Annotated in this window: 20 protein-coding genes; 1 reads left to right on the top strand and 19 read right to left on the bottom strand. The window is 37.6% G+C overall.

Annotated features, from left to right (window positions below; genetic code table 11):
* The 13 genes from CRS_RS07445 to CRS_RS07385 form a co-directional block, all read right to left on the bottom strand.
* Positions 1-708 (bottom strand): tetratricopeptide repeat protein, encoded by a 708-nt coding sequence (locus CRS_RS07445; protein WP_142723436.1) that lies wholly within the window; start codon positions 706-708, stop codon positions 1-3.
* 114 nt (positions 709-822) lie between these two features.
* Positions 823-1833, bottom strand: coding sequence for an SMP-30/gluconolactonase/LRE family protein (locus tag CRS_RS07440; protein WP_172617020.1), 1011 nt, complete (start codon positions 1831-1833; stop codon positions 823-825).
* Positions 1834-1963: 130 nt separating this feature from the next.
* Positions 1964-2527, bottom strand: a complete 564-nt coding sequence (locus CRS_RS07435; RefSeq protein ID WP_142723434.1) for a Crp/Fnr family transcriptional regulator — start codon at positions 2525-2527, stop codon at positions 1964-1966.
* A 30-nt stretch (positions 2528-2557) separates the two neighbouring features.
* The gene (locus tag CRS_RS07430; protein WP_142723433.1) at positions 2558-3094 is read right to left on the bottom strand and encodes an adenine phosphoribosyltransferase; all 537 of its coding nucleotides are present in this window, start codon (positions 3092-3094) and stop codon (positions 2558-2560) included.
* Positions 3095-4297 carry a hypothetical protein gene (locus CRS_RS07425; protein WP_142723432.1) on the bottom strand — a complete coding sequence of 401 codons (1203 nt, stop codon included), beginning with the start codon at positions 4295-4297 and terminating at the stop codon, positions 3095-3097.
* 83 nt (positions 4298-4380) lie between these two features.
* Positions 4381-5253: a GLPGLI family protein gene (locus CRS_RS07420; RefSeq protein ID WP_142723431.1), complete on the bottom strand. Its 873-nt coding sequence runs from the start codon at positions 5251-5253 to the stop codon at positions 4381-4383.
* Between the two features lie 11 nt (positions 5254-5264).
* Positions 5265-6281, bottom strand: coding sequence for a hypothetical protein (locus CRS_RS07415; RefSeq protein WP_142723430.1), 1017 nt, complete (start codon positions 6279-6281; stop codon positions 5265-5267).
* 137 nt (positions 6282-6418) lie between these two features.
* On the bottom strand, positions 6419-7750 hold the full coding sequence (locus tag CRS_RS07410; protein WP_142723429.1) for a quinol:cytochrome C oxidoreductase: 1332 nt from the start codon (positions 7748-7750) through the stop codon (positions 6419-6421).
* 8 nt (positions 7751-7758) lie between these two features.
* The gene (locus tag CRS_RS07405) at positions 7759-8448 is read right to left on the bottom strand and encodes a cytochrome c (protein ID WP_142723428.1); all 690 of its coding nucleotides are present in this window, start codon (positions 8446-8448) and stop codon (positions 7759-7761) included.
* A gap of 1 nt (position 8449) precedes the next feature.
* Positions 8450-8971, bottom strand: a complete 522-nt coding sequence (locus CRS_RS07400) for a DUF3341 domain-containing protein (protein ID WP_027371993.1) — start codon at positions 8969-8971, stop codon at positions 8450-8452.
* Entirely contained in the window at positions 8958-10355 is a 1398-nt protein-coding gene (gene nrfD, locus CRS_RS07395; RefSeq protein ID WP_002982402.1) for an NrfD/PsrC family molybdoenzyme membrane anchor subunit, read from the bottom strand. Before nrfD ends, CRS_RS07400 begins: the two co-directional genes overlap by 14 nt.
* 25 nt (positions 10356-10380) lie before the next feature.
* Entirely contained in the window at positions 10381-13443 is a 3063-nt protein-coding gene (locus tag CRS_RS07390; protein ID WP_142723427.1) for a TAT-variant-translocated molybdopterin oxidoreductase, read from the bottom strand.
* A gap of 23 nt (positions 13444-13466) precedes the next feature.
* Positions 13467-14825, bottom strand: coding sequence for a c-type cytochrome (locus CRS_RS07385; RefSeq protein ID WP_142723426.1), 1359 nt, complete (start codon positions 14823-14825; stop codon positions 13467-13469).
* Positions 14826-15009: 184 nt separating this feature from the next.
* Here CRS_RS07385 and CRS_RS07380 point away from each other — a divergent pair, with 184 nt between their 5' ends.
* Positions 15010-15567: an SPOR domain-containing protein gene (locus tag CRS_RS07380; RefSeq protein ID WP_142723425.1), complete on the top strand. Its 558-nt coding sequence runs from the start codon at positions 15010-15012 to the stop codon at positions 15565-15567.
* A 55-nt stretch (positions 15568-15622) separates the two neighbouring features.
* Here the strand turns inward: CRS_RS07380 and CRS_RS07375 are convergent, their stop codons facing one another.
* From CRS_RS07375 to CRS_RS07350, 6 genes are all read right to left on the bottom strand, one after another.
* Positions 15623-16900, bottom strand: a complete 1278-nt coding sequence (locus tag CRS_RS07375) for a DUF6080 domain-containing protein (RefSeq protein WP_228451201.1) — start codon at positions 16898-16900, stop codon at positions 15623-15625.
* Positions 16901-16974: 74 nt separating this feature from the next.
* Positions 16975-17835: a T9SS type A sorting domain-containing protein gene (locus tag CRS_RS07370; protein WP_142723424.1), complete on the bottom strand. Its 861-nt coding sequence runs from the start codon at positions 17833-17835 to the stop codon at positions 16975-16977.
* A gap of 82 nt (positions 17836-17917) precedes the next feature.
* Positions 17918-19459, bottom strand: coding sequence for a YdiU family protein (locus CRS_RS07365; RefSeq protein ID WP_142723423.1), 1542 nt, complete (start codon positions 19457-19459; stop codon positions 17918-17920).
* A 75-nt stretch (positions 19460-19534) separates the two neighbouring features.
* Complete coding sequence (locus tag CRS_RS07360; protein ID WP_142723422.1) at positions 19535-21913, bottom strand: transglycosylase domain-containing protein; 2379 nt, start codon at positions 21911-21913, stop codon at positions 19535-19537.
* A 6-nt stretch (positions 21914-21919) separates the two neighbouring features.
* Positions 21920-22384, bottom strand: a complete 465-nt coding sequence (locus CRS_RS07355; protein WP_142723421.1) for a gliding motility lipoprotein GldH — start codon at positions 22382-22384, stop codon at positions 21920-21922.
* A complete protein-coding gene (locus CRS_RS07350; RefSeq protein WP_142723420.1) occupies positions 22377-23753 on the bottom strand; it encodes a regulatory iron-sulfur-containing complex subunit RicT in 1377 nt (458 codons plus the stop codon). The genes CRS_RS07355 and CRS_RS07350 overlap by 8 nt, the downstream gene beginning before the upstream one ends.
* Positions 23754-23989 lie beyond the last annotated feature (236 nt).

Here is a 23989-nt window from a genome sequence, read left to right as displayed (position 1 = left end):
TTAGTAATATTTAGTCATTTCAATATAAGAATCAGACATTCCGTTGTCGTAGTCCTGATATTTCTCGTCAATTGTAGCGAAGTATTTTTTGGCTTCTGCATTTTTCTTCAATCCTAATGCAACGATACCTGCTTTTCTTGTAAAGTAATAAGTTGTATAAGGATCGTCAGATGCTGATGCTGCCTGGTCTAATAAAGACAATGCCTCGTCATTTTTATTAAGGCCTGATTTTGCATCTGCCATAGCTCCGTACTTCATTGCCATTAAAGTTTTATTTTTGGAAGAAAATTTATCCAAAAGATCATAAGCTTCCTGGAACTTTCCTTCTTTGAATTTTAATAAACCGGCATTGTAAGCAGAAAGTTTACCGATATCGGTAGAAGAATATTCATTAGCTGTACCTATAAAACCAGGGTTAGCTGCTGATTTTCCACCCAAAGCATCTTTATCTTTACCTTCTGCAAGATTTTTCTGAGCAGCAAGGAAACTTTTCACAGCTTCAGCGTTTTTTGGTGCAATTACAAATTGCTTGTAAGCAAAGAATCCTAAAACTCCTAAAAGCAATGCCCCAAATATAAAACCAAGAGGTTTTGAATATTTTTCAACAAATCTTTCGGTGTTTAAAGCTTCTCTGTCAAGATCTTTAAAGAACTCAACTGTTTCTTTACCTTCTTGCTCGTTCTGAGCACTCTTTCCCAATTTTGCCATAAGTTTTTAAAAATTGAAATGCAAATTTAATTGTTTCTGAATGATTTACAAAATATAAATTATGATTATTGCTTTTTGTGGCTTTAAATATCAAAAGATTTCCTGGTTTTGTTTTTAAAACTTTAATTTAAATATTTTATAAGTGCTTCTTTTTTCTTTCGGTAAGTGTATTTGGGATGTTGTAAAATAGAGGTTTCCATGGGTGTCAAAAGCAAATGAATCAGGCCATTTGATATCTTCGTTGTGTATTACTTCGGTAAAAATTCCCTTTTTATCTATTTTACTGATGGCATTTTTTTCTAAACTGCTGAGAAAAAGTTCTCCTTTTTTATTGAAGATAATTCCATCATTGGCTCCGGTCTGTGCATACTTCTCCACTTTTGTTTCCAGCATGGCTTCTGAAATCTTTTTGTCCAATAATGACGCAACAGGGATTCTGTAAACGTTTTTACCCATCAGTGAACAATAATATAAATAGTTTCCTGTGGCATCAAGCTCTATTCCGTCTGAATGTACAGGATGCTTTCTTTCATAGCCTTCTATTACAATTTGGTCTACTTCGGTCAAGGTAGAATAATGATGGGCAAGAACCCTTCTTACTTCATTCGTATTTAAGTCTAAGATTACAATGCCGCCTACCTGAGAATCTGTAAAGTAAACAGCATGATTTTTATGGTCTATCCTGAAATCATTTAAATATGCTTTTTCTGTTATTTTTTCTGCAGGTAAAAAGTATTCATGCGTGAGAGTATTATTACTGAGATCAAAACAGTATAAACGGGCACCTTTCGTTGTATCGGTGGAAAGTTCGTAACCCGTATCCAACACCCAAAGTAAGTTTGTATGATCTGCATATATACTTTGAACACAAATAAACTGATTGTTACCTGCCGTGTTTTGAGTCCAGCTATTCCAGCGCAGATCAGGAAAAGGAATGGCTTTCCCATCAATAATTTCTGCTACAGAAACGGGTGTTTCCTGAGACCACCTCGGAAAATTAACAAAAACGCGATCTTTTTTTGAAATAGCAATACCAGTCCATTGCTGCTGGCTTTCCGCAAAGGGGCTCATCTGAACTTTGCGGCTTGTTTTCTGAGTATAAGCCGTGATGTTTATTATAAACAAACATAGGAGAATCATTTTTTTCAGGGTGTACATATCTACATCTATTTTTAGTGAAATTTTACTACAAAAATGGATGTATATGATGGAATGTAAAAGGACGAATCTCACAAATATTTTGTGACGAATCTCACTATTTTGAATGCAGGCGGCTCAGGGATTCTCTTGAAACGCCAAGATAAGATGCAATTACGGTTTTTGAAACTCTTTGAAAAAGGTCAGGATATTGGGCAAGAAGAACTTCATAGCGTTCTTTTATATTATCGGATAAAAGGGAAAGCATTCTTTTTTGCAGTGCAACAAATCCACTGTTGGCTTTTTTTCTGAAAAAGTGCTCTACCTTTTGCATTTCCCTGCACAGTTTTTCCCGGTTTTCATAAGATAAACAGAGAAGCTCTGTATTTTCGAGGCAGTCTACATTAAATATGGCTTTTGTATGGGTAAAATAGGCCTGATAATCTGTAATCCACCAATTTTGCATCGCAAACTGTATAATGTGTTCCTTTTCTTTTTCATCAGTATAGGACGCCTTCAATAACCCTTTCCGTACCCAATAGGTATGATGAACATTATCATCTTTTTGAATGAGGTACTGGTGTTTTTTTAGTTTTTTTGGAGTGAAGTGAGAAAGGATGTAAGCAAATTCATCATCAGTCAATTCAATTATTTCTTCGAAATGAGCTCTCAGATTTTCCATTTCTGATCTTTAATGCTGACTGTGCAGTATCTAGTATTCTAAAATATGGTAGACTTCAGCACCAAATTTTTTCAATTTCTCATCACCACCCAATCCTTTTAACCCGATCAGAAAGCTGAATTGTGAAACGGTTGCTCCTTGTTTCTCAACAAGCTTTGCCGCTGCTTCAGTTGTTCCCCCGGTCGCTAAAAGGTCATCGTGAATCAAAACCCTTTGTCCCGGCTTTATCTGCCCGTCTCTGGTTTCAATAACAGCGCTTCCATATTCAAGATCGTATTTCTCTGAAATAATGGGAGGGGGTAGTTTTCCTGCTTTTCTGATTAAGATAAACGGAACTTCCAATGCTACTGCAATGGCAATTCCGAAAAGATAACCCCGGCTCTCTATTCCGCAGACTGCATCTATTTTCCCTTTACTGAAGGCTGCAAGATCTGCGATTACATCTTCGTAAAGCTTCGGATTTAAAAAGATTGGAGAAATATCCTTGAATTGAATCCCCGGAATGGGAAAATCAGGAATATTTTCAATTGTCTCCTCTAATTTCTTGATCAGTTCTGCTGAAGCCATTTATTGATTGATTTTATAGCTGGAAATTTTCCAGTCTCCATTTACATTTTTAAGTCCGAAAGTTACTTTTAAAGAAGTAGTCTTACCACTTTTATCCGTTACATCATAAGTTGCGTTTACACTGGCGCTGTTAGGCGTAGCGCCACTGGTTGTAATATTTTTTACGCTTACATTTTTTACCGATCCGAAACCTGAGGTGGGATTTGAGAACGATTCATAGCTTCCCCAGCTTGGATTGCTGGATGTTTCGTAAGCTGCTTTTAAATTCTGAGAGCTTACGCTATTCAAAAATTTACTTACTGTATTTTTAGGGTCTGTGGTCGGTTGCTTTGGAGTGACTGGTGTTGCTGGAGCAACTGCAGAAGGGTCCGTAGTAGTTCCGGAAGCAGCTGCCGGATTGTTTGGATCTATTACAGCACTTGGTTGTTCCGGTACAGCGGTAGAGTCTGTTTTTGGGATGGCTGGAACTTTTAGGGCTGCGGCATTTACATCAAGACCTATTTTTGACATTTTGAAGGTCTTTGCAGTGGTTTTTACAGAAACAGTGATGTCTATTTTGTTATCTACTACTTTTGCAGCAGGAATAGAGGAGAACTTAAGGTTGAATCCTTTGAAATTATTATCCTGCATCAGGTTTTTGGCTGTTGCCAATCTTACACCATTACTGAAAACTTCCAATGTAGCTTCGAGACCGGCTCCTGTGAATGATACCGGGTTTCCGGCAGCATCTACAAGTCTTGGAACAACCTGAATGGCTGTAGGAGCTCCTGTTCCATCATCTCCTGTAGGTCTTGTCACAAGGCTTAATGCTCCTGCTTTTACATCGTTAGGGTCACTCTCTTTAGCTTTATCATCCCCGAAGATATTCATTTCTCCCAGTGATGGAGGAGCCGTACTGGCCCATTCTATTCCATTTTTCTGTGCAACCTCGTCAGCAAGTGCCATGATCTCAGGAACTTTTTTTCCGTTGATGAGTTTTCCCAGTGCCTTTAGCTCATTGATATCACCATCGGCTTCTACACCAAATGTTTTAAGGATATAAAGGGCCTCATTAAACTTAATCTGCTTAATGGTAGGTAAACTGGAAGTCATATCGTTGATACTTGACTGCAGTGTTTTAGTATTCGTAGCATCTACATGGTCTTTCTTGCATGCTGTAAAAAGCAACAGGCTGAAAACAAGTAGAAAAGAAAACTTTTTCATTTTTATTTGGTTTGTTGCAAATTTAATAAAACCTTTATTAATACAGGATTTTATTTTTTATTTTATCTTTCCAGCCTATTTTGTTACTTTTTCCGGGAAATTTCAATGCTGTTATTATTCTTTTTTGCCATTTCTTTTGCCTTTTTATCTGCCTCCCGCATTCCATCTGTAATAGAGGAACCATCTGGCAGTCTCATATTGGAAGGAAGCTGTGAAGCCATCTGCCTTATTTGAGCGAATGGATCTTTTTTATACTCATTGTATTTTTCTTCAAATTTTTCTTTGGAGAGCTGGCGTATTCCTGGGTTTGAATTTTTTTTGTTAAATTTTTCAAGAAGAAGTATATTTTTAATTTGGTCTATTTTTCTGTTTCCCTTTAGTTCCCAGGAGTAATTTTTCTCTGAATCTTCTATCTGAATGATTAAACCCGGAAGCCCATAAAATTTATAGGGGCCATCCTGAAATGGAAGGTCGGTTGTAAACCAGGCAGTCCACAGTCTTCCTCCATAAGCTGTTTCTGCTTTTTGGACAGTGTAATTTCCCATTTTTCCTTTTTCATTGCTTATTGTCCATGTGATGGGAGGTGTTTCGATATAGGAGTAATCATCATTGAAAATAATGTCCGTATAGAGCACATTCTGTATCGGATATTTTTTGAAAATTCTGTGCGAAAATGGTATTGGTTTACGATCCGGCATATTGGCTAAATCCGGCATAGTTCCATTTTTTTCACTTTTAGAGATGATGTCATTAGAAAGTGAATCTAAAACAGTAAGTTCATAAGATTGATATACAGATTGCTCTTTATCAATATCCAGAATCATGATCTCCTTTTCATATTGCAGGGAGTCTTTATTGGGTCTGTAAGATAATTCATAAAAAAAGCGATGGGCTGAGTTCTGAGCATTTCCAATACATAGCATGGTCATGAAAATAAGAGATAATACTTTTTTCATATTGTGAAGTGTTATTGTTTATTAGGCATCTCTTTAAGGTCTCCTTTAAAGAAGCTGCTAAAAATTGTCTGCATATTCGGAAACGAAGCATCCTGCCAATAGGGAATCTGATAGTTACTGTTTTCTTTATTGAATTTTACTTTTTCAATGTCGTTGTCATTATTAAAGCTTAATTCTGTGGGATAGAAATTAGTATAGCCGGCAATCTGATTATAATCCGGTTCACTTTTATGTTTAAGTTTCACAAAAAACAGTTCGTTGTATTCGAGGAAGTCTTTTAAGGTTTTTTCTGATCCCTTTTCGAAGGACATATTTAAAATGGTTCTGATATCATAAAATCTGTAGCCGAAGAATGAAAATTCTTTTTCCCGGAGAATTCCGCCTGTAACTTCTATCTGATCTTTGCGATCACCTTTCAATTCACGGATTACATTTTTGTTAGTTTTATATTCTTCAGGGTTTCCCACATTTTTAAGTTTTGGAATATTCAGGGAATTTCCATAATCCCATGAAGAAGTCTCTTTCTTTTCGTTTTTGGCTTCTGTAAGCCTGAATATCCTGTACTGCTCCACATTGGTGCTCTTCAGTTTTTTTGTTTTGTTGTCGAAGATATAAGTTACAATTCCATCTGCATAACTGTTCAACTTATTATTCACCGTTACGTAGGCATTAAAATTTCCTTTGATGAAAATGTACTTGGCAGGTTTGCTGTTTTTGATAACTACTGTTTCGATTTCCTTTACCTGATCATTAATTTTAATAATGGGCTGATCAAAATCAGTATAAGATAGGGTAGCTACCGGAAAATTATTATAGACCAGCTGAAACTTCTCCTGAGAAGGAGACAATGATTTTTTATCAATCTTACCTTCAATATCAGAATAAGCCAGAATAGTTCCATCTTTTCCAAATACTGAAACCCTTGGAAGAGGATGATTACTTTTTTCAGAAACAAAAGTAATGGTCTGGGCCTGAATAAAACTATAGATGAAAAGGCAGAATGAGTAAAGGAAAAGTTTTGTTTTCATAATAAGATTTGTTTTTAGTGATTGATCTCATTATAGAGACGCATAACGTTCAGAATAGTTGCCTGACGGTTATCTGCATAAAAAAAGACTGATCGTTTAACGATCAGTCTTTTATAATTTTATTTTGTTACAAGTCCTTAGAAAGGATACTCATAAATTTCAGATTCGTGTAAGAATGGGTTTCCTGTAGGAATCAGTTTCAGTTTAGATAAAGCTGAAAGTACAGTGAACATAAATAACCCAGCTACGAACAGGATTGCTCCAAGGATTAACAAGAATACTTCAGGAGTGTTCCAGTATGGTCCTACTGTTCCCGGCATTACCATGTTGAAGTAGTCTAAGATGTGTCCTAAAAGAACTACTACAGCCATAGTTGTAACTACTTTGTAGTTTCTCTTGATGCTGCTGCTTACCAATACCAATAATGGTAATAAGAAGTTGATGATCAACATCGGCAAGAAAGTAGGAGAGTAGTGCTGGAATCTACCGAAGAAGTAGTTAACCTCTTCCGGAACGTTTGCATACCAGTAAAGCATGAACTGTGCGAACCATGTATACGTCCAAAGCATACTTGTCGCGAAAAGGAATACTCCTAAATCGTGTAAGTGGTTGTCGTTGAACTGTGGTAAGAAACCGTTTTTCTTAAGATAAACACTTAATAAGATAATTACAGCGATACCACTTGAAAGGCAGCTAACCATTGAATACCAGATATACATTGTAGAATACCAGTGAGGGTCAATAGACATCAACCAGTCCCAAGCCCAAGCTGCAGAAGCAAATCCAAAGAATGCGATATATCCTACTGCCCATCTGTACAGCATCTGATACTCAACTTTAGATTTAGTTTCGTCTACTTTCTTAGACTGAGCTTTTAATTTCCAAGCAAAGAAAGAAGCACCAATCACATAGATTAAAGTTCTTACTGCATAGAAAGGAATATTTAAGAATTTTTTCTTTTCAAATAAGATCACATCAAAATGCGGAGAATCCGGGTTTGTCAATTCAGGGTCCATCCAGTGGAATAAATGACCATTATGAGTGATGTTCAAGATCATCAGGATTACCAGGATTGCACCACCGTAAGGGATATAAGAAGCAATAGCTTCCATTACTCTTGTAATGATGATTGGCCATCCTGCGTGTGCAGCGTGCTGAATAGAATAGAAGAACAATACGCAGCAGCTTACTCCAAAGAAAAATACAGCTACAAAATGTATTGCTGCTAAAGGCTGGTTGTGTACCTGCAATGTAGCATGCTCAAGGTGAGCTGCGTGATCCTGAGGTCCAACCATTTCACTTGAATGTGTAGGAGCTGTATGACCAGAAGCATGAACAGCTTCCATCATTTGTTCTATTTTCTCAGTAGAAATTCCTTTGTTCATAAAGAAACCAATACCGAAAAGAACTAAACCTACAACAAGAAGTATTATAGAAGTTGATTTTAATTTTGGTGAAAAACTATACATTTCTTTTCTTATTTTTTAGTTTCGGTAGTCGTTTCAGTTTTTGCTGGTGCCGCCGCTGTAGCTGCTGCCGGTGCTGCTGCTCCTTTTTTGAAAGCACTCATCACATACATGGCTACTCTCCATCTGTCTCCAGCGTTCAGTTGTCCCGCATAAGATCCCATGGCATTTCTACCGTTTGTTAATACATAATGAACAGATCCTACAGTAATTTCTCTGTCAGCATAGTTAGGTACTCCTGAGAATGCTCCACTTTGTACGATAGGTCCTTGTCCATCACCTCCTGTTCCGTGACATGCAGCACAAGTGTGATCAAACAATATTTTCCCTCTTTCAAGATCCTTAGCTGCATTAGCCGGATTCAAAGGAGATACGGTAAGTTTTTTGGAAGCATCATACCCAGCGTTGTACTCGTCAACGTTCTTAGGTAATAAGCTTTCTTCAAAAACACCGTCTTTATTCTGAGGAACTGATCCTTCTACCGGAGAAAGACCCGTTGCACCATTATTTTTAACAAAAGCAGGAATTTCATTTTCATGATCTGAGTAAGCATCCTGAGCTTTCATCAATGGATCATAAGCTACCGGAAAATACATGTCCGGGAAATATACCAACGGAGTATTCTCCTTTGGTCCGCAAGAGTTAAGTAAAACTGTTGTTAAACCTAAAACTGCTGTAATCTTTAATACATTCTTTTTCATTTTAAGCGTCTTTAACAGTTATTTCTTCAACTCCAGTTTCAATAAGCAACTGCTTTACAGATTCTACATCTTCAGTTACAAATTCCATCATGAATTTATCATCAGTAGTTCTTGGGTCAGGATTCTGAGCAGGAGCTCCTGGGTACATTTTGTTTCTAACCAAGAAAGTTAAAGACATCATGTGAGCTGCACAGAATACCATTAATTCGAACATTGGAACTACGAATGCAGGCATGTTGTGTCCCCAGTCAAAAGCTGGTTTACCACCGATATTCTGAGGCCAGTCGTGGTTCATTACATACCAGGTTAAAGTAGCACCGATAGTAACTCCATAACAAGCATAGATGAAAGCAGCATCAGAAATTCTGGTTTTCTTTAAACCTAAAGCTTTGTCTAGTCCGTGAACCGGAAACGGAGTATAAACTTCGTTGATTGCGATTCCTTTATCGTTGAATGCTTTAACGCCGTTCATCAAATCGTCGTCGTCAGCATAAAGTCCGTATACAATTTTAGTGGTGCTCATCTCCTTCTTTTGCTTTATAAGTTTCACCTGAGATTTTCAAAATCGATTTTAATTCAGCCTGTGCAATTACAGGGAATGTTCTTGCGTATAGTAAGAATAATACAGAGAAGAATCCGATAGTTCCTAAATATACACCCACATCAATGATCGTTGGTTTAAACATAGTCCATGATCCTGGTAAGTAGTCTCTTGAAAGGTTGATAACGATGATATCAAAACGCTCGAACCACATACCGATGTTGATGATCAATGCAACGATGAATGTCCAGATAATGTTCGTTCTTAGTCTCTTGAACCAGAAAGAAGCAGGAACAACCAGGTTACAGATGATCAATGACCAGAATGCCCACCAGTAAGGTCCTACAGCAGCACCTGGAGAAAGATATGTGAAATCTTCGAATCTTGAACCTGAGTACCATCCGATGAAATATTCAGTGGCGTAAGCTACCGTTACCATACCACCAGTTAAGATAATTACGATGTTCATAATTTCGATATGATACATTGTAATATACTCTTCTAAGTGACACACCTTTCTTGCAACCAACAATAGTGTCTGTACCATTGCAAATCCTGAGAAGATCGCACCAGCAACGAAGTAAGGAGGGTAGATTGTTGAGTGCCATCCTTTAATTACTGAAGTAGCGAAGTCAAAAGATACGGTAGTGTGTACTGAGAATACAAGTGGAGTTGCCAACCCTGCAAGAACCAAAGAAAGTTCTTCGAATCTTTGCCAGTGTTTTGCTTTACCACCCCAACCGAATGCAAGGAATGTATAAATCTTCTTAGTCCAAGGAGTCTTGGCTCTATCTCTTATCATTGCAAAGTCAGGGATTAGTCCCATGAACCAGAATACAGTAGATACTGAGAAATACGTAGAGATCGCAAATACGTCCCAAAGTAGAGGAGAGTTGAAGTTCCCCCAAAGAGAACCGAATTGGTTTGGTAATGGGAATACCCAGTATCCAACCCAAACTCTACCCATGTGAATTACAGGGAAGATTGCTGCCTGTACAACCGCAAAGATCGTCATCGCCTCTGCAGATCTGTTTACAGACATTCTCCATCTCTGTCTAAATAATAATAATACCGCTGAGATTAGGGTCCCGGCGTGACCGATACCTACCCACCATACGAAGTTGGTAATATCCCAACCCCAGTTAATAGTTCTGTTAAGCCCCCATGCTCCAATACCTGTCCCGATAGTGTAAGCGATACAGCCGAATCCATAGAGGAATAGAACTAGTGCAGCATATAATGAGATCCACCATAATTTACCTGCTCTTTCTTCGATAGGTCGTGCGATATCTTCTGTAATATCGTGATAAGTTTTGTGACCAATAATTAGAGGTTCCCTTATCGGAGCTTCGTAATGTCCTGACATTTTTTACCTATTTATTATTTAAACTTTATTTTTCTACTCTGTTTCTTACTTTAGTATGATAGAACACGTTTGGTTTTGTTCCGATCTCCTCCAGTAAATAATATCTTCTGTTAGAGGCATATACCTTTCTAATTTCAGAATCTTTATCATTCATGTCTCCAAATGTCATTGCTCCGGTAGAACAAGCTTTAGAACAAGCAGTCTGGAATTCTCCATCCTTCACTCTTCTTCCTTCTTTCTTAGCCTCAAGAATAGTATTCTGAGTCATTTGGATACACATTGAACATTTCTCCATTACCCCTCTAGTTCTTACAACTACATCCGGGTTAAGTACCATTCTTCCTAAATCGTTGTTCATATTGAAATCGAACTTGTCATTTAGGTTATAAGTAAACCAGTTGAAACGTCTTACTTTGTACGGACAGTTGTTTGCACAATATCTTGTACCGATACATCTGTTGTAAGCCATATGGTTTTGACCTTGCTTACCGTGTGAAGTAGCCGCTACCGGACATACTGTTTCACATGGAGCATGGTTACAGTGCTGACACATTACAGGCTGGAAGATTACATCCGGATTATCAGCAGGGTGGTTTAATGCCCCTCCTTCTTTATTGAAAGCAGTACCGTATAATTCTGGTACAGCCATTCCGTCTTTTAATCCTTCGTATACTTCTACTGTCTGTCTTGAAGAATAGTAACGGTCAATTCTTAACCAGTACATATCTCTGGACATTCTTACTTCTGCTTTTCCTACTACAGGAACGTTGTTTTCTGCCTGACAAGCAATAATACATGCTCCACAACCGGTACAAGAGTTCAGGTCAATAGATAAGTTGAAGTGAGGACCGTCCGTATCATCAAATGCATCCCAAAGGTCAATTTTTCTTGCCGGAAGCGCTCCGCTGATAGTGTGGTATTCCAAAGGTTTGTTCCATCCTTTGTGCTCATCATCGAAAGCAACGTTGATGAAATCTGCTAAAGGAACTTCTTTAGCGATCTCATAACGACCCATCAATGTATTTTGAAGCTGGATCCCTGCAAATTCGTGATCTTCTCCTGTTTTTTCAATTTTAACACCTGAAAGAACAAGGTTAGAACCGTCAAATAAAGGATAAGCATTTACCCCGGTATCAGCAGTTGCTCCTGAGTTTTTCTTACCATAACCAAGCGCAAGACCTACAGATCCTTCAGCCTGTCCTGGTTGTACAAATACAGGAACATCTTTTATTGTTACTCCGTTTACAGTAAGGTTTACAATAGAACCGTCTAGCTGCATTCTTGCATTGAGATCGTTATCGATTCCGAACTTTTCTGCGTCTTTTGGAGAAATTGTCAAATAGTTATCCCAAGACATTCTTGTGATTGGGTCAGGTAATTCTTGCAACCAAGGGTTATTAGCCTGAGTACCGTCTCCCATTGAAGTCTTAGTATATAGTACTAATTCTAATTCAGAAGCTTTGAAGTTTCCTAGTTCAGCAACAGCCTGAGCAGCGTTTCCACCTGCGTAAGATAATGTTGTTGAGTTAGTAGAAGCGTTGATACCGTTATACAATGCTTTGTTGAAAGAAGTACCACCTAAAAGAGAAGCAGAGCTTGCTTTTAAATAATCGTAGTAATTGTTTGCTGCATTGTTTTTACCATTCTTCCAAACCAGTAAAGATTCTTCGATCTGTCTTGATTTGTAGATTTTCTGGATGGTAGGCTGCATTAATGAATATACTCCTGTCTGTGGTTCGATATCTCCCCAGGACTCTAACCAGTTAGCTACCGGAATTACAGCTTTCGCTGCTTTGTACATTTCATTTTTCTTATCTGCTACAGCAACTACGTAAGGAACTTTTGATAAAGATTTTTTGAAATCTTCTCCTTTTGGATGAGAGTAGATAGGATCTACATTGTTTGTAATCAACACACCTACTTGTCCACCGTTTACCCATCCTAAGAATTCCTGGTATTTTGCTCCATCGAACTCTTTCAGGAAGTTTGCTTTACCTGTGAAAGCTACTGAACCTAATTTTTGGTTGATTAAGTGTGCTAAAACCTGTGCTCCTTTAGAACCGTCAGCAAAAACAACGGCTTTGTTTCCTTTTGCCTTCAATTCGTTAGCAATTTCAGTTGCAGTCTTATCAGAAGTACCACCACCTACGATTGCATTGTAAACTTCAACTAAAGTTTTGTTTACAGCACTTGGTTTTAATCTATATCTTGAATCGGCATTAGCACCCGTTAATGACATGTTAGATTCCACCTGAATGTGTCTCAACATGTTTGCTCCTGGTTTTCTTGCCGCTGCATAAGACGTTTCTAAGCTTGAAGCGTTATAGTCCCCTAAGAAATCAGCCTGGAAAGAAACTACCAATTCAGATCCTTTAAGATCGTAAACAGGTAATGCTCTCTGTCCGAATACTTCCTGAGCTGCGTCTAATTGTGCAGAATAAGGGAAAGCATCATAAGTTACCAGTTCTGCTGTAGGATATTTAGCTTTGAATTCACCAAATAACTTTTTGAAAGTTGGTGAAGCAAAAGAGTGTGATAAAACCACAATCTTTTTGCCTGAAGCTTTAGCTTCCTCTAACCCTTTTATAACAAAACTGTCTACTTTATCGAACGTTTCGTCTTTACCATCCAGTTTAGGCTGCTTTACTTTATCGTTATCATAAAGAGAAAGTACACTTGCCTGAGCTCTTGCGTTAGTTTTACCTAAGTCACCACCAGCTGGGTTGGGTTCAATTTTGATAGGTCTACCTTCACGGGTTTTTACTAAAACACTAGCAAAGTCGAAACCGTCAAAATAAGTTGAAGCGTAATAGTTAGGGATTCCCGGAATAATATCATGTGGTTTTACCACGTAAGGAATCGTTTTGATTACCGGAGCTTCGCAGGCAGCTAATGTAACTGCTGCTGTAGAGAACCCTAATAATTTAAGGAAATCTCTTCTTGAAGTACTTGATCCGTTTTTCTCAGCATCTCCAAGGAAATCTTCTACCGGAATTTCTTCCTGAAACTCTTTCTGAGCCAGCTTATTATTCAAAGCCGGATCTTTAAGTTCATGAATACTTCTGAATTGTATTTTGTTTGAAGCCATTTATACTTCTAATTTTTTAGTTATTAATAATGACATTTACCACACTCAAGACCTCCAATGGCATCTACAGTGATCTTACCTCCATCTTGTGGATATTGTTTTTTCAACTTGTCATGTAGATTTTTGAAGTACTCTTTATTATAACCGTTGTTCATATCAACTTCAGTCGTTCTGTGGCACTCGATACACCATCCCATAGTAAAGTCGTTAGCCATCTGAACAACATTCATTGTATCAATTTTACCGTGACAAGCTTTACATACAACATCAATTTTGTTGTTAGGATTCTTTTTGTTGAAAGAATTGATGATAGCCTGTTCTCCAGCAATTACGTGCTGAGAGTGGTTGAAGTAAACGAAGTCTGGCATGTTGTGGATTCTTGTCCATTCAACCGGCTGTGTTTTTCCTGTGTACTGTTGTTTTGCAGGATCCCAGCCTGTTGCTGCATAGATCTTCTGGATTTCACCATCATAGAACGCCTTATCTTTTCCTGGCTCCATGTAGTGATCTTTGTTGTATTCAGAGATTGTTCTGTGACAGTTCATACAAACATTCATAGAAGGGATCTCAGATACTTTTCCGTATTTAGCACTTGAGTGACATAACTGACAGTCAATTTTCTGTTCCCCAGCGTGGATTTTGTGAGAGAAGTAGATAGGCTGTTCAGGCTTGTAACCTTTGTAAACCCCGATCCACATCAACCAGTTCCAAACTCCGTAAGCGGCCAGAATAGCAAGAATTGCCAATAACCCTTTGCCAATGTAATGGAACTTCTCATACATTTCACTGAAAGAACGAACTCTGGTCTCGTTAAGCCCGGCTAAATCTTCAGATTGGCCTAGTTTTACCAACTGTCTTAGTTTTACCAAGATCCAAACCAGTAAACCTGCAATCGCTAAAAGTGAAATAATGACAACGTTTGTAGTAGTTTTGTCTGCAGGAGCTGCCGCAGTAGCGTCAGTTGCAGGAGTTGCTTCCGGCTTTTTCTCCTCCGGAGCAGGTGGGTTAGTTGTGAAAGCTAAAATGTCGTCAATATCCTTATCTGTAAGATTTGGAAAGACCTGCATTTCAGTCTTATTAAACTTTTCAAAAATCTCATTGGCGTATTTGTCTCCCGAAGCTCTAAGAGCTTTGTTATCCTTGATCCACTTGTGAAGCCAGTCTTTGTCTACACCACCTTCTGTCTTTACTCGTTCTACAACCCCTTTCAATGGTGGTCCTACAACTTGTTTGTCCAGCGCGTGACATGCAGTACAATTCGCTTTGAAAAGTTTCTCTCCGTTTTTAGGATCGCCGTCTTGCCCGTAAAATGAAGCACTGGTTGATAGCAATAAGCCTATCGCGATCAACGTTTTTTTATAATGCTTTCTCCAACTAATCATTTAAATTATCTTATGTTAGTAAATTATTGAACATTCAATCAATTCCGCAAAAATAATATTTTTAACAGGAATTTAACGGTATATCGAAAAGGGAAAATATCATTTACGTTTAATTTGTATTGATTCTAAATAACCAGTTTGGTATAGTTTTTTAATTTGTATAAATTTGCGGAAACAAGTTTAAATGAGAAATCTAATCAAAATATTTTCGATATTATCATTATTTGGATTTTATAGTATTGAAGCACAGCAGGTTGTTAAAAAAGATACCCTTTCTGGAACGGGGCTTGTCATGACAATGGATTCCAGAATAAATGCTGCTTTGGAAGGAATTGAAGGGAAATGTGCTAAAGTTGTCACAACTAATTCTTCTAAAGATTTCAGTAATAATGACAGTGGAATTTCTACAGGAATAAATACAAAACCACCTAAAATCTTTGTGCCTAGCAGAGAACTTACCAATGCAGAAATTTGTAAGAAAAATCCTAGAATTTTAGGTTTCAAAATTCAGATTACAACAGTGAAAAGTAATGAAGAAGCCAATGAGGTGAAGTCATATTTCAGAAAAAGATTCCCTAATCTTAAAGTGGAAACGGATGCATCTTTAAGGCCGAATTATAAAATTTTAGCAGGAAGTTATTTCACCAAACAAAGTGCAGCCAGTGATCTTTCTAAGATCAGAGAATATTTCAAGTCTGCAGTAGCCGTACAGTACAGAATTTTCTGTGCAGAAGCCAAATAGGAATGATCCATACGACATACAACAAAAGAGCGGAGAAAAACTTTCTCCGCTCTTTTTATTGGTAATAATTTTCCATAAACCAAAAGAATTCGGTCATTCTAAAGATGTTATTAAAAAGCAGATAAGTGAATAATACAACCAGGATTAATGTTAAAAATGATATTATTTTTGGTGATGATCTGTAAGCGTAAAATAACCATCCCAACAATAGTGGATATACAAAAACAAAATGTCCTCCATAAATATAGGAAGTATGAAGTCCAAACCTCATCACACAGTGGATGATGATATCAACCAAAAATGAAATGGCAATCACCTGGACCCATTTGTTTTTGAAATTTTTAAGATAACTCCAACATATCAGTAGTAGTAAAATTGTTATAAAAAGGTAAGGAAAGGTGGATGAATAAAGATCCATATAAAGCCCTTTGAAATTGAACCCTTTCATATTATGCTTGTCTGACATAATAAATCCCGGGAAAAGGATATTACCTCCAAAAAAGAATGAAATGATCATATCCCATGTAGGCATGGATTCTACGTTCGAAAATTTTTCATACTGCTGGTTAGTCTTCGAAAAAATATTCTGATATTTAAAATCAATTCTATTCAAATAAAGGAGTATAAAACAAATGGCAGCAACAATTACTCTGAAGACTGCGTTTCCGAATTTTTTCCAGTTGCTGAACAGATTTTTCTCAAAAAGTAAAGGGATAAAAACTTTTACAAAATTGGTAACAGTAAGCCCGCCAATGGTGATTCCTGCCAGGGAAAGAGCAATTGCCGGTGTTCTTTCTTCTTTTCTGAGTTTTATGGCTGCATAGTAGTTGTATAATGACAGTAAGAATAGAGTGTATGTGAAATTCTCAGGAGTAAATGATAAAATAATGTTGGTTGAAAACGTTCCAAAAAAAATAATAATGAATATGCTTAACCACAAAGGCAGGCTGATAATGTTTTTTAAATATTTAAAAACCTGGACAATATTTAGGGTGATGATAATATTGCTGAGCCATGCCAGTGTGAGTCTGAAATTTGTATCCATTTTTCCGCCTGAAATATATAACGAAAACTCTCTTACCCAATTGAAAAAATAATAGGATAGAGGATGTCTTTCGAAGCTCCCTCCCGTCATGAGAATAGACTTGTTATCAAAACTGAAGTAAGCGTCCCATGGAATCCTGCTGTCAAAAATTATTCTATAATGAACCGCAATATAGGAACCTAAAATCCCATAGCAGATAATAAAGAACAGAAAAACCGCCAATTCAGTATAGGTGGAAGGGAAAATCAGTTTAAAAAAATTGATGATTTTTGTTTTAATAAAAGACACGTGCGATTTTTTTGCAAAAGTAAAATAAAAAAACCACCAAAGTAGGTGGTTATAAAAGTTTGTATAAAGGTTTGTTATTGTTTGATTACTTTTTCGGTTTTGGAAGTTCCGTCTGAGAAGTCTACTTTTAGTAAGTAAGTTCCTTTTGGAAGTGAAGAAATATTTAATCCTTCAGAACCTTTGTTAAGCAGAGATTTTCCGCTCATATCAAATACTGCTGCAGATTTGATTTTATTATCTGTTTTGATATTTATTTCTCCTTTTGTAGGATTAGGATAAATAGAAAGATTATTATTTGATCTTGAAATTTCATTGGTAGCAAGTGTTCCATTGGCTGTAACCTGTACATCGTCAATTGAAACTGCGTCAGCATCATTTGCAACATACTGGAATCTTACTTTTACATTGGCTTGTCCAATATAAGAGGAGAGACTTCTTTGTACAGTTACAGTATTATACAAATCAGTATCTACATTGCCATCACCATCATCAGTAAATCCTGCTTCAGTGTCTTCATTCCAAAGAGTGGTCCAGCTGGTTCCGCCATCTGTTGAGATCTGTGCCAGAAGATTACCCTTGTTCAGGCTGATCATATAGCCCCATCCTACTTTTACCTTGAAGCTGAAGACTGGGCTTGTTGCTCCCACTAAACTAAATGTAGGACTTACCAGATTTGCTGTATTGGCTCCTGAAATCCAGTCAATGGTAGCGGAATTCGTTCCAGCAATAGTAAATCTTGTTTTTAATTCAATAGAGGAAGCGGAAGTGCCGGAAAAAACAGTACTGGTTAGGTCCCAGGCTCTTGACGTGTTTGTATTGGACTTGGTCCAACCTGTTGGGGGGAATGTCGCTCCTTCGAAACTTTCTGAAAGAAGGGTTTGGGCATTACTGTAAAAGCATGATGCTAATGCTAAAGAAAATACAATTTTTTTCATAATTAAAAATTTCTCTAAATATAGTAAAAATATCAATGTTATGAAAATGTATTAGTTATATATGGTATTTGTTGTTAAATTCCTATGAGCTGCATGAAAGTGTAGAGCATCCTGCAGTGTCATCATACCCGGATGGTCTTTTGATTGAAAACTCAGGATAGAGTTCCAGATAAGGAGATTCTAATGCTTTGGTTAGTTTTTCCAGCATTTCTTTTTTACCATTACTGATCTCTTCTATGCATTCATAAAGAAGGTAGTTTCTTAGGATGAATTTTGGGTTTGTTTCTTTCATGATTGCTATTGAATCTTCTTTGGAAATTGAGTTTGAAGTCAATCTTTTTTCATAACCGGCAATAAAATTGCTGAGTTTTTTTATCATCTCTTCATTTAAAAAAGTATAGGATATATCTTTAAAATGCTCCTTTACATCGGTATAAAGAGTTACGGTCTCCAATTTGTTGAAAAACAGGGTGTAATCCAACTGGAGCTCCTGCATTAATCCCTGCCAGTTGGTGAAAAACTCCTCATCATCTTTCTGAATTTGGTCGAAACCAAACTTTTTACAAAGCATTTTATCGTGGGCTTCCCAAAAATAGGTTCCGAAATGATTTAGGGTGTCTTCTAAAAATTTTTCATCTTTGATTAAGGGATGAAGGGCATTGGCAAGCTGCCAGAGATTCCACTGGGCAATTTGGCCCTGCTTTCCGAAGGCGTATCTTCTTCCAGGAAGGTCTGTCGTATTGGGTGTGAAATTCAAATCATATTCATCCATCATAGAATAAGGTCCGTAATCAATGGTTAATCCTAAAACAGACATGTTATCCGTATTCATGACTCCATGTACAAAGCCGACCCTGAACCATTCAACCATCAGGTCTGCCGTACGGGTACAGATATTTTCAAAAAAATCTCTGTATTTTCGGTGGTCTGATGATGTGATTTCAGGAAAGTAGTTTTCGATCGTAAAATCAGCAAGTTCCTGCAGGCTGTTGTATTCTCTTTGAGCGGACATCAGCTCGAAATGTCCGAAACGAAGAAAGCTTTCTGCTGTTCTGATAACCACAGCTCCTTTTTCCAGCTTTGGATTTCCATTGTACATTATATCACGCATTACATCTTCTCCTGTAAAGGCGAGACTTAATGCTCTTGTCGTAGGAACTCCCAGGTGATACATAGCCTCACTCATCAGGTATTCGCGCAGGGAAGACCTTAGCACGGCTCTTCCGTCAGCATGTCTGGAGTATGGGGTAGCTCCAGCACCTTTCCATTGAATTTCTGTTTTTTTGCCGGCATCGTTTGTGATTTCACCGGCAAGAATAGCTCTTCCATCCCCAAGCTGTCCCGCCCAGTTTCCAAACTGATGCCCTGCGTATGCTGTGGAGTAGGTCTGAATATTTTCAGGAAGATTGTTTCCCACCAGAAAATCAAGGTCTTTATCGTCATATGTTCCCAGGCCTATTTCTTCTGATAAGACTTCGTTAAAAGCGATCAGTTCAGGTTTTTCAAAGCCGGCCGGTTTAATGGTGGAAAATAAAACCTTTGGAGTATTTCTCTGCATGGGGTTGTTGGAAAAATCTCCCGGAAAATGTTCGATAAAGGGTTGTCTGATATGTTCAATATTCATGCTTCAAAGGTATTAAATATAAAAGAAAAGACCTTTCAATAATCTGAAAGGTCTTGTATATTTCTAAAAGAGAATTTATTTATTGAAATCTACTTCATCATTAGAATGAAGGTTTTCATTGATATTATCCTCTTTCTTTTCTGTCGTTTTTTTCGGGGTCGGATCTGCTGGCCTTGGATTCTTAATCTCATCGATAGTCTGAAGACTTCCATCATCTCCATATCCTCCACTCAGACCTTTAAGGTTTGAACATCCGTCTTTCCAGTCTGAAGGTTTTACAAACTTATCATCAGGAGTGATTCCTAAACTCTTATCTGCCCATACTTTCTTCATAAAGATAGCCCAGATCGGTAAAGCCATCTTCGCTCCCTGACCTTCACCCGTTCCAAAGAAGTGAGTTGCTCTGTCTTCCCATCCAACCCATGCTCCGGTTGCTAATTTAGGAGTAATTCCCATAAACCATCCATCAGAGTTGTTCTGAGTTGTTCCGGTTTTACCTGCAATTTCCACTGCCTTAGATATACCTTTTCTTCCCAGCTCCCCGGAAGCAGTTCCAAATTGTGCTACTCCCTTCATGAGCTCAATCATGGTGTAAGCATACATTGGGTTCATTACTTCTTTCGGCTCTACGTTTACTTCTTTGATTACTCTGCCGTTGGCATCTTCAATTCTCCAGATCATTTCTGGTTTAATGTAGTTCCCATAGTTGGCAAATGTACTGTAAGCCCCTAGCATTTCGTAGATGGTAATATCGGATGAACCCAGAGCAATTGTATTGTTTCTTGGGATATCTTCTGTTACGCCCAGATCTCTTGCTGTCTGGATAACAGCGTCTACTCCTGTCATTTCAATAAGTCTAGCTGCAACAGGGTTTTGTGAGTGAGCTAATGCGTCCTTTAAGGTAAGCATTCCTCCTCTTCCTGGTACATGCCATCCGTTATGATCATAAGTTCCGTTGGAAACAGTGGAGCAAGGTGTCATTCCAAGTTTCATAATCGCTGTTGCGTATACGAAAGGCTTGAATGTGGATCCTACCTGTCTCTTACCTTGTTTGATATGGTCATATTGGAAGTGCTGCCAGTCAATACCTCCTACCCAGGCTTTAATCTCTCCGGTTCCCGGAACCATAGACATTAAGCCTGCCTGTGCAATTTGTTTGTGGTATCTGATAGAATCCCAAGGGGACATTTCAACTTCTTCCTCTCCATTCCACGTAAATCGTGAAGTTTTAATTGGTTTCTTGAATTCCATCATGATAGAGTCTTCAGGCATTCCATCCGCTTTCAGAAGCTTGTAACGGCCGGTTCTTTTCATAGCCTGAACCATCACATCATTGATTTGTTTATCATTAAGGTAATAGAAAGGTCTGTTCTTTCTTCCTCTCTGTTCTGCATCAAATCTTTTCTGCAGGTCAGTCAGGTGCTCCCTGATTGCATCTTCTGCATATTTCTGCATTTTAGAATCAAGGGTAACATATATTTTTAAGCCATCTTTATAAAGATTAAGCTTTTTACCGGTTTCTTTTTCGTGAGTCTCAAGATATTTATCAATCTCTTTTCTCAGATAAAACTTATAATAGGCAGAATATCCGTCAGTGATGGTCTTGATAGGGTGGAAATCTACTTCTATTGGAGTATTGGCTGCTTTTTCATATGTTGCGGCATCAATATATCCGGTTTTCTGCATCTGGTCTAATACTACATTCCTTCTTTCCTTGGCCTTCTCAGGATATCTGTAAGGGTTATTTTTTCTTGGATTTTCAAGCATTGCCACAAATGTAGCGGCTTCAGGCAGTGTAAGTTCAGAAGTCTTTTTGTTGAAGTAAACTCTTGAAGCCATTTCAATACCATTGGCATTGAAAAGGAAATCGAATTTATTGAAGTAAAGAGTAATAATTTCTTCTTTGGTATATCTTTTTTCTAAACTTACTGCTACAACCCACTCCTTTAGCTTCTGGAATGCTCTCTGAAACTTATTTTGAGAGGCGTTTCCAGTAAAGAGAAGCTTGGCAAGCTGTTGAGTGATGGTAGAACCACCTCCACGTCCACCGCCATAAGCTACGGCTCTGGCTACGGAATATAAGTCGATTCCTGAGTGTTCTTTAAAACGCTCGTCTTCTTTAGCCTGAAGTGCATAAATAAGAAAAGGAGGAAGATCCTTGTAAACGATAGGCTGTGTTTTTTCTTTTTCGAATTTACCCAGAGTGACTCCATCTGAAGAAATAATCTCAGAAGCGACAAAGATGTCCGGATTTTCAAGCTCTTTTACATCAGGCATTTCTCCAAGGAAACCTTGGGAAACCGCAAAGAAAAGTCCTGAAATCCCCAAAACTACTGCAATGAGTCCGATCCAAATAAATGAGACCCATTTTTTCCAGGAGGTATCTTTCTTTTTCTTGGGAGGCAGAGGAAATGTTTTCCCCTTGTTTCCTGCATTTTTTTTGTTCTCTTCCATTTATGGTTACGGTTTAGCCGTTTCTATTTTTATCCCAATATCCTCAATTCCCGGAAGGTTATCGTTTCTCATCGCCTGGATCAGTCCAATTTCATATTTTCCCTTTCCTGGAAATCTGTAATTAACTCTATACTGAAACAAAGTTTCTTTCGTATCACCAAAGCCTGTACCAAGCCATTCTCCGTTTGGCTTTGCCAATACATAATTTAAGGTGTCTGTCTCCTTTTTTTTGTTCTGGAGATTGGTGAAATTTACAATAAACCTTATGTTGCTGTATGGATAACTGTTATTATTTCTTACAACAAATATAATATTTTTAGGATTCTGCGGATCTGAAATCTCAAGATTAAATTTTTGCTCACTTTTCTTATTCCACTTGTTATCAACGGAATTCATAATGATGTCTTCTCCTGAGGAAGAGGTACAGCTAAAGAAAAGGATAAGGGAAAATAATCCTAAAATTTTACGCATTTTTATCTTTTTTTGGAGGATATTTCTTTTTAAATTTTTTCTTGTTCGGGTTGTTTTGTGGTTTTTTATCAGCGTCAGTACTGCCCGCTACTTTCTCTACAGCTGCTTTTTGCTGTGGATGCTGTTTTTGTGCTTTAGGCTGATTTCCGGAATGAGCATTCAGGTTTTCTGTTTTTTCAGATCTTTCCGTTCTTTCCGGTTTGTTTCTTTTTTGACCCTGTCCCTGTTGGTTCCCGTTGTGTTGTTTATTCTGATTGTTTCTATTTCTGTTTCCTCTGTTTTTCTTTTCAAAACGATCTACATTGTTTTCCTGGATCAGATCGATAGTGTGTATAGAAGTTTCAGGCTGCTTCAGTTCTTCAAGAGGAAGTGTTTTTTCTCCTCTTTTATTTTTTGAAATCAATTTTTTAACCAGATCAATATCAAAATCATACCATGCAATGGAACTTTCCACGTAAGCAAACCACATTTTCTTTTTGAAAACATCAATTTTGATACAAAAAGCTTTTCCTTTTTCAGTTTCCAGGGTCGTCGAAGAAGAAGGGAAGTCACTTAATGCGTCCAGGTAGCTGTCTAGCTCATAGTTAAGACAACATTTAAGCTTACCACATTGTCCTGCCAGTTTCTGAGGGTTAATGCTCAGCTGCTGATATCTGGCAACATTGGTATTTACGGATCTGAAATCTGTAAGCCATGTAGAACAGCAAAGCTCACGTCCGCAAGATCCTATTCCGCCTACTTTGGCTGCTTCCTGTCTGAAACCAATCTGTTTCATGTCGATCTTAGTACGGAAAGCTCCGGCATAATCTTTAATTAACTGCCTGAAATCCACCCGGGTGTCGGCGGTGTAATAAAACGTAATCTTTGAAGCATCACCCTGATATTCAACATCAGTTACTTTCATTTCAAGGCTGAGCCTTTGAGCGATTTTTCTTGCCTCAAGCTTTACGCCGTCTTCTTTTTTTCTTGCTTCCTGCCATACCTCAAGATCTTTTTGGTTGGCCTGTCTGTATATTTTGAGTGCTGATTCTTCAGAAAACTTTTTCTTTTTCATCTGAATCTTTACTAATTCTCCCGTAAGGCTTACAACGCCTACATCGTGTCCCGGACTTGATTCTACTGTAACTACACTGCCGATATGTAAAGGAATATTGTTTACATTCTTATAAAACGATTTTCTGTCATTTTTAAATCTAACTTCTACAAAATCACACCTGTTTGGTGCTGGATTGTTGATGTTAGAAAGCCAGTCAAAAACACTTAATTTATAACTATTCCCGCAGGTATTTACATTTTCACAGCCATTTGCGGTTTTTTTAGGTCCGCAAGAATGTGCAGAATCGCCGGATGTTTTACATCCACAACTCATATTACTATTATTTATAATCTGCAAATTTATGTATTTTTATCTTTATGTGATTCTAAAATACTTAAATAAGCTGAATTCAGAAGAAAACATTTCTATATTTTAAGAGAGAATGGAAGAGAGATGCGGGATAAGAAGTGCTGTAGAAGGAATCGTAGTGCATATATTTTTTTTATTTTAACAGAGCTCTTCTAAAAATTAACATTTCTTATTATTTTATATTTCTATAATCCCTTTTG

The sequence above is a fragment of the Chryseobacterium sp. ON_d1 genome (genome assembly GCF_006829085.1).
Lineage (GTDB): Bacteria > Bacteroidota > Bacteroidia > Flavobacteriales > Weeksellaceae > Chryseobacterium.
This window is presented reverse-complemented; position numbering and strand designations above follow the sequence as displayed.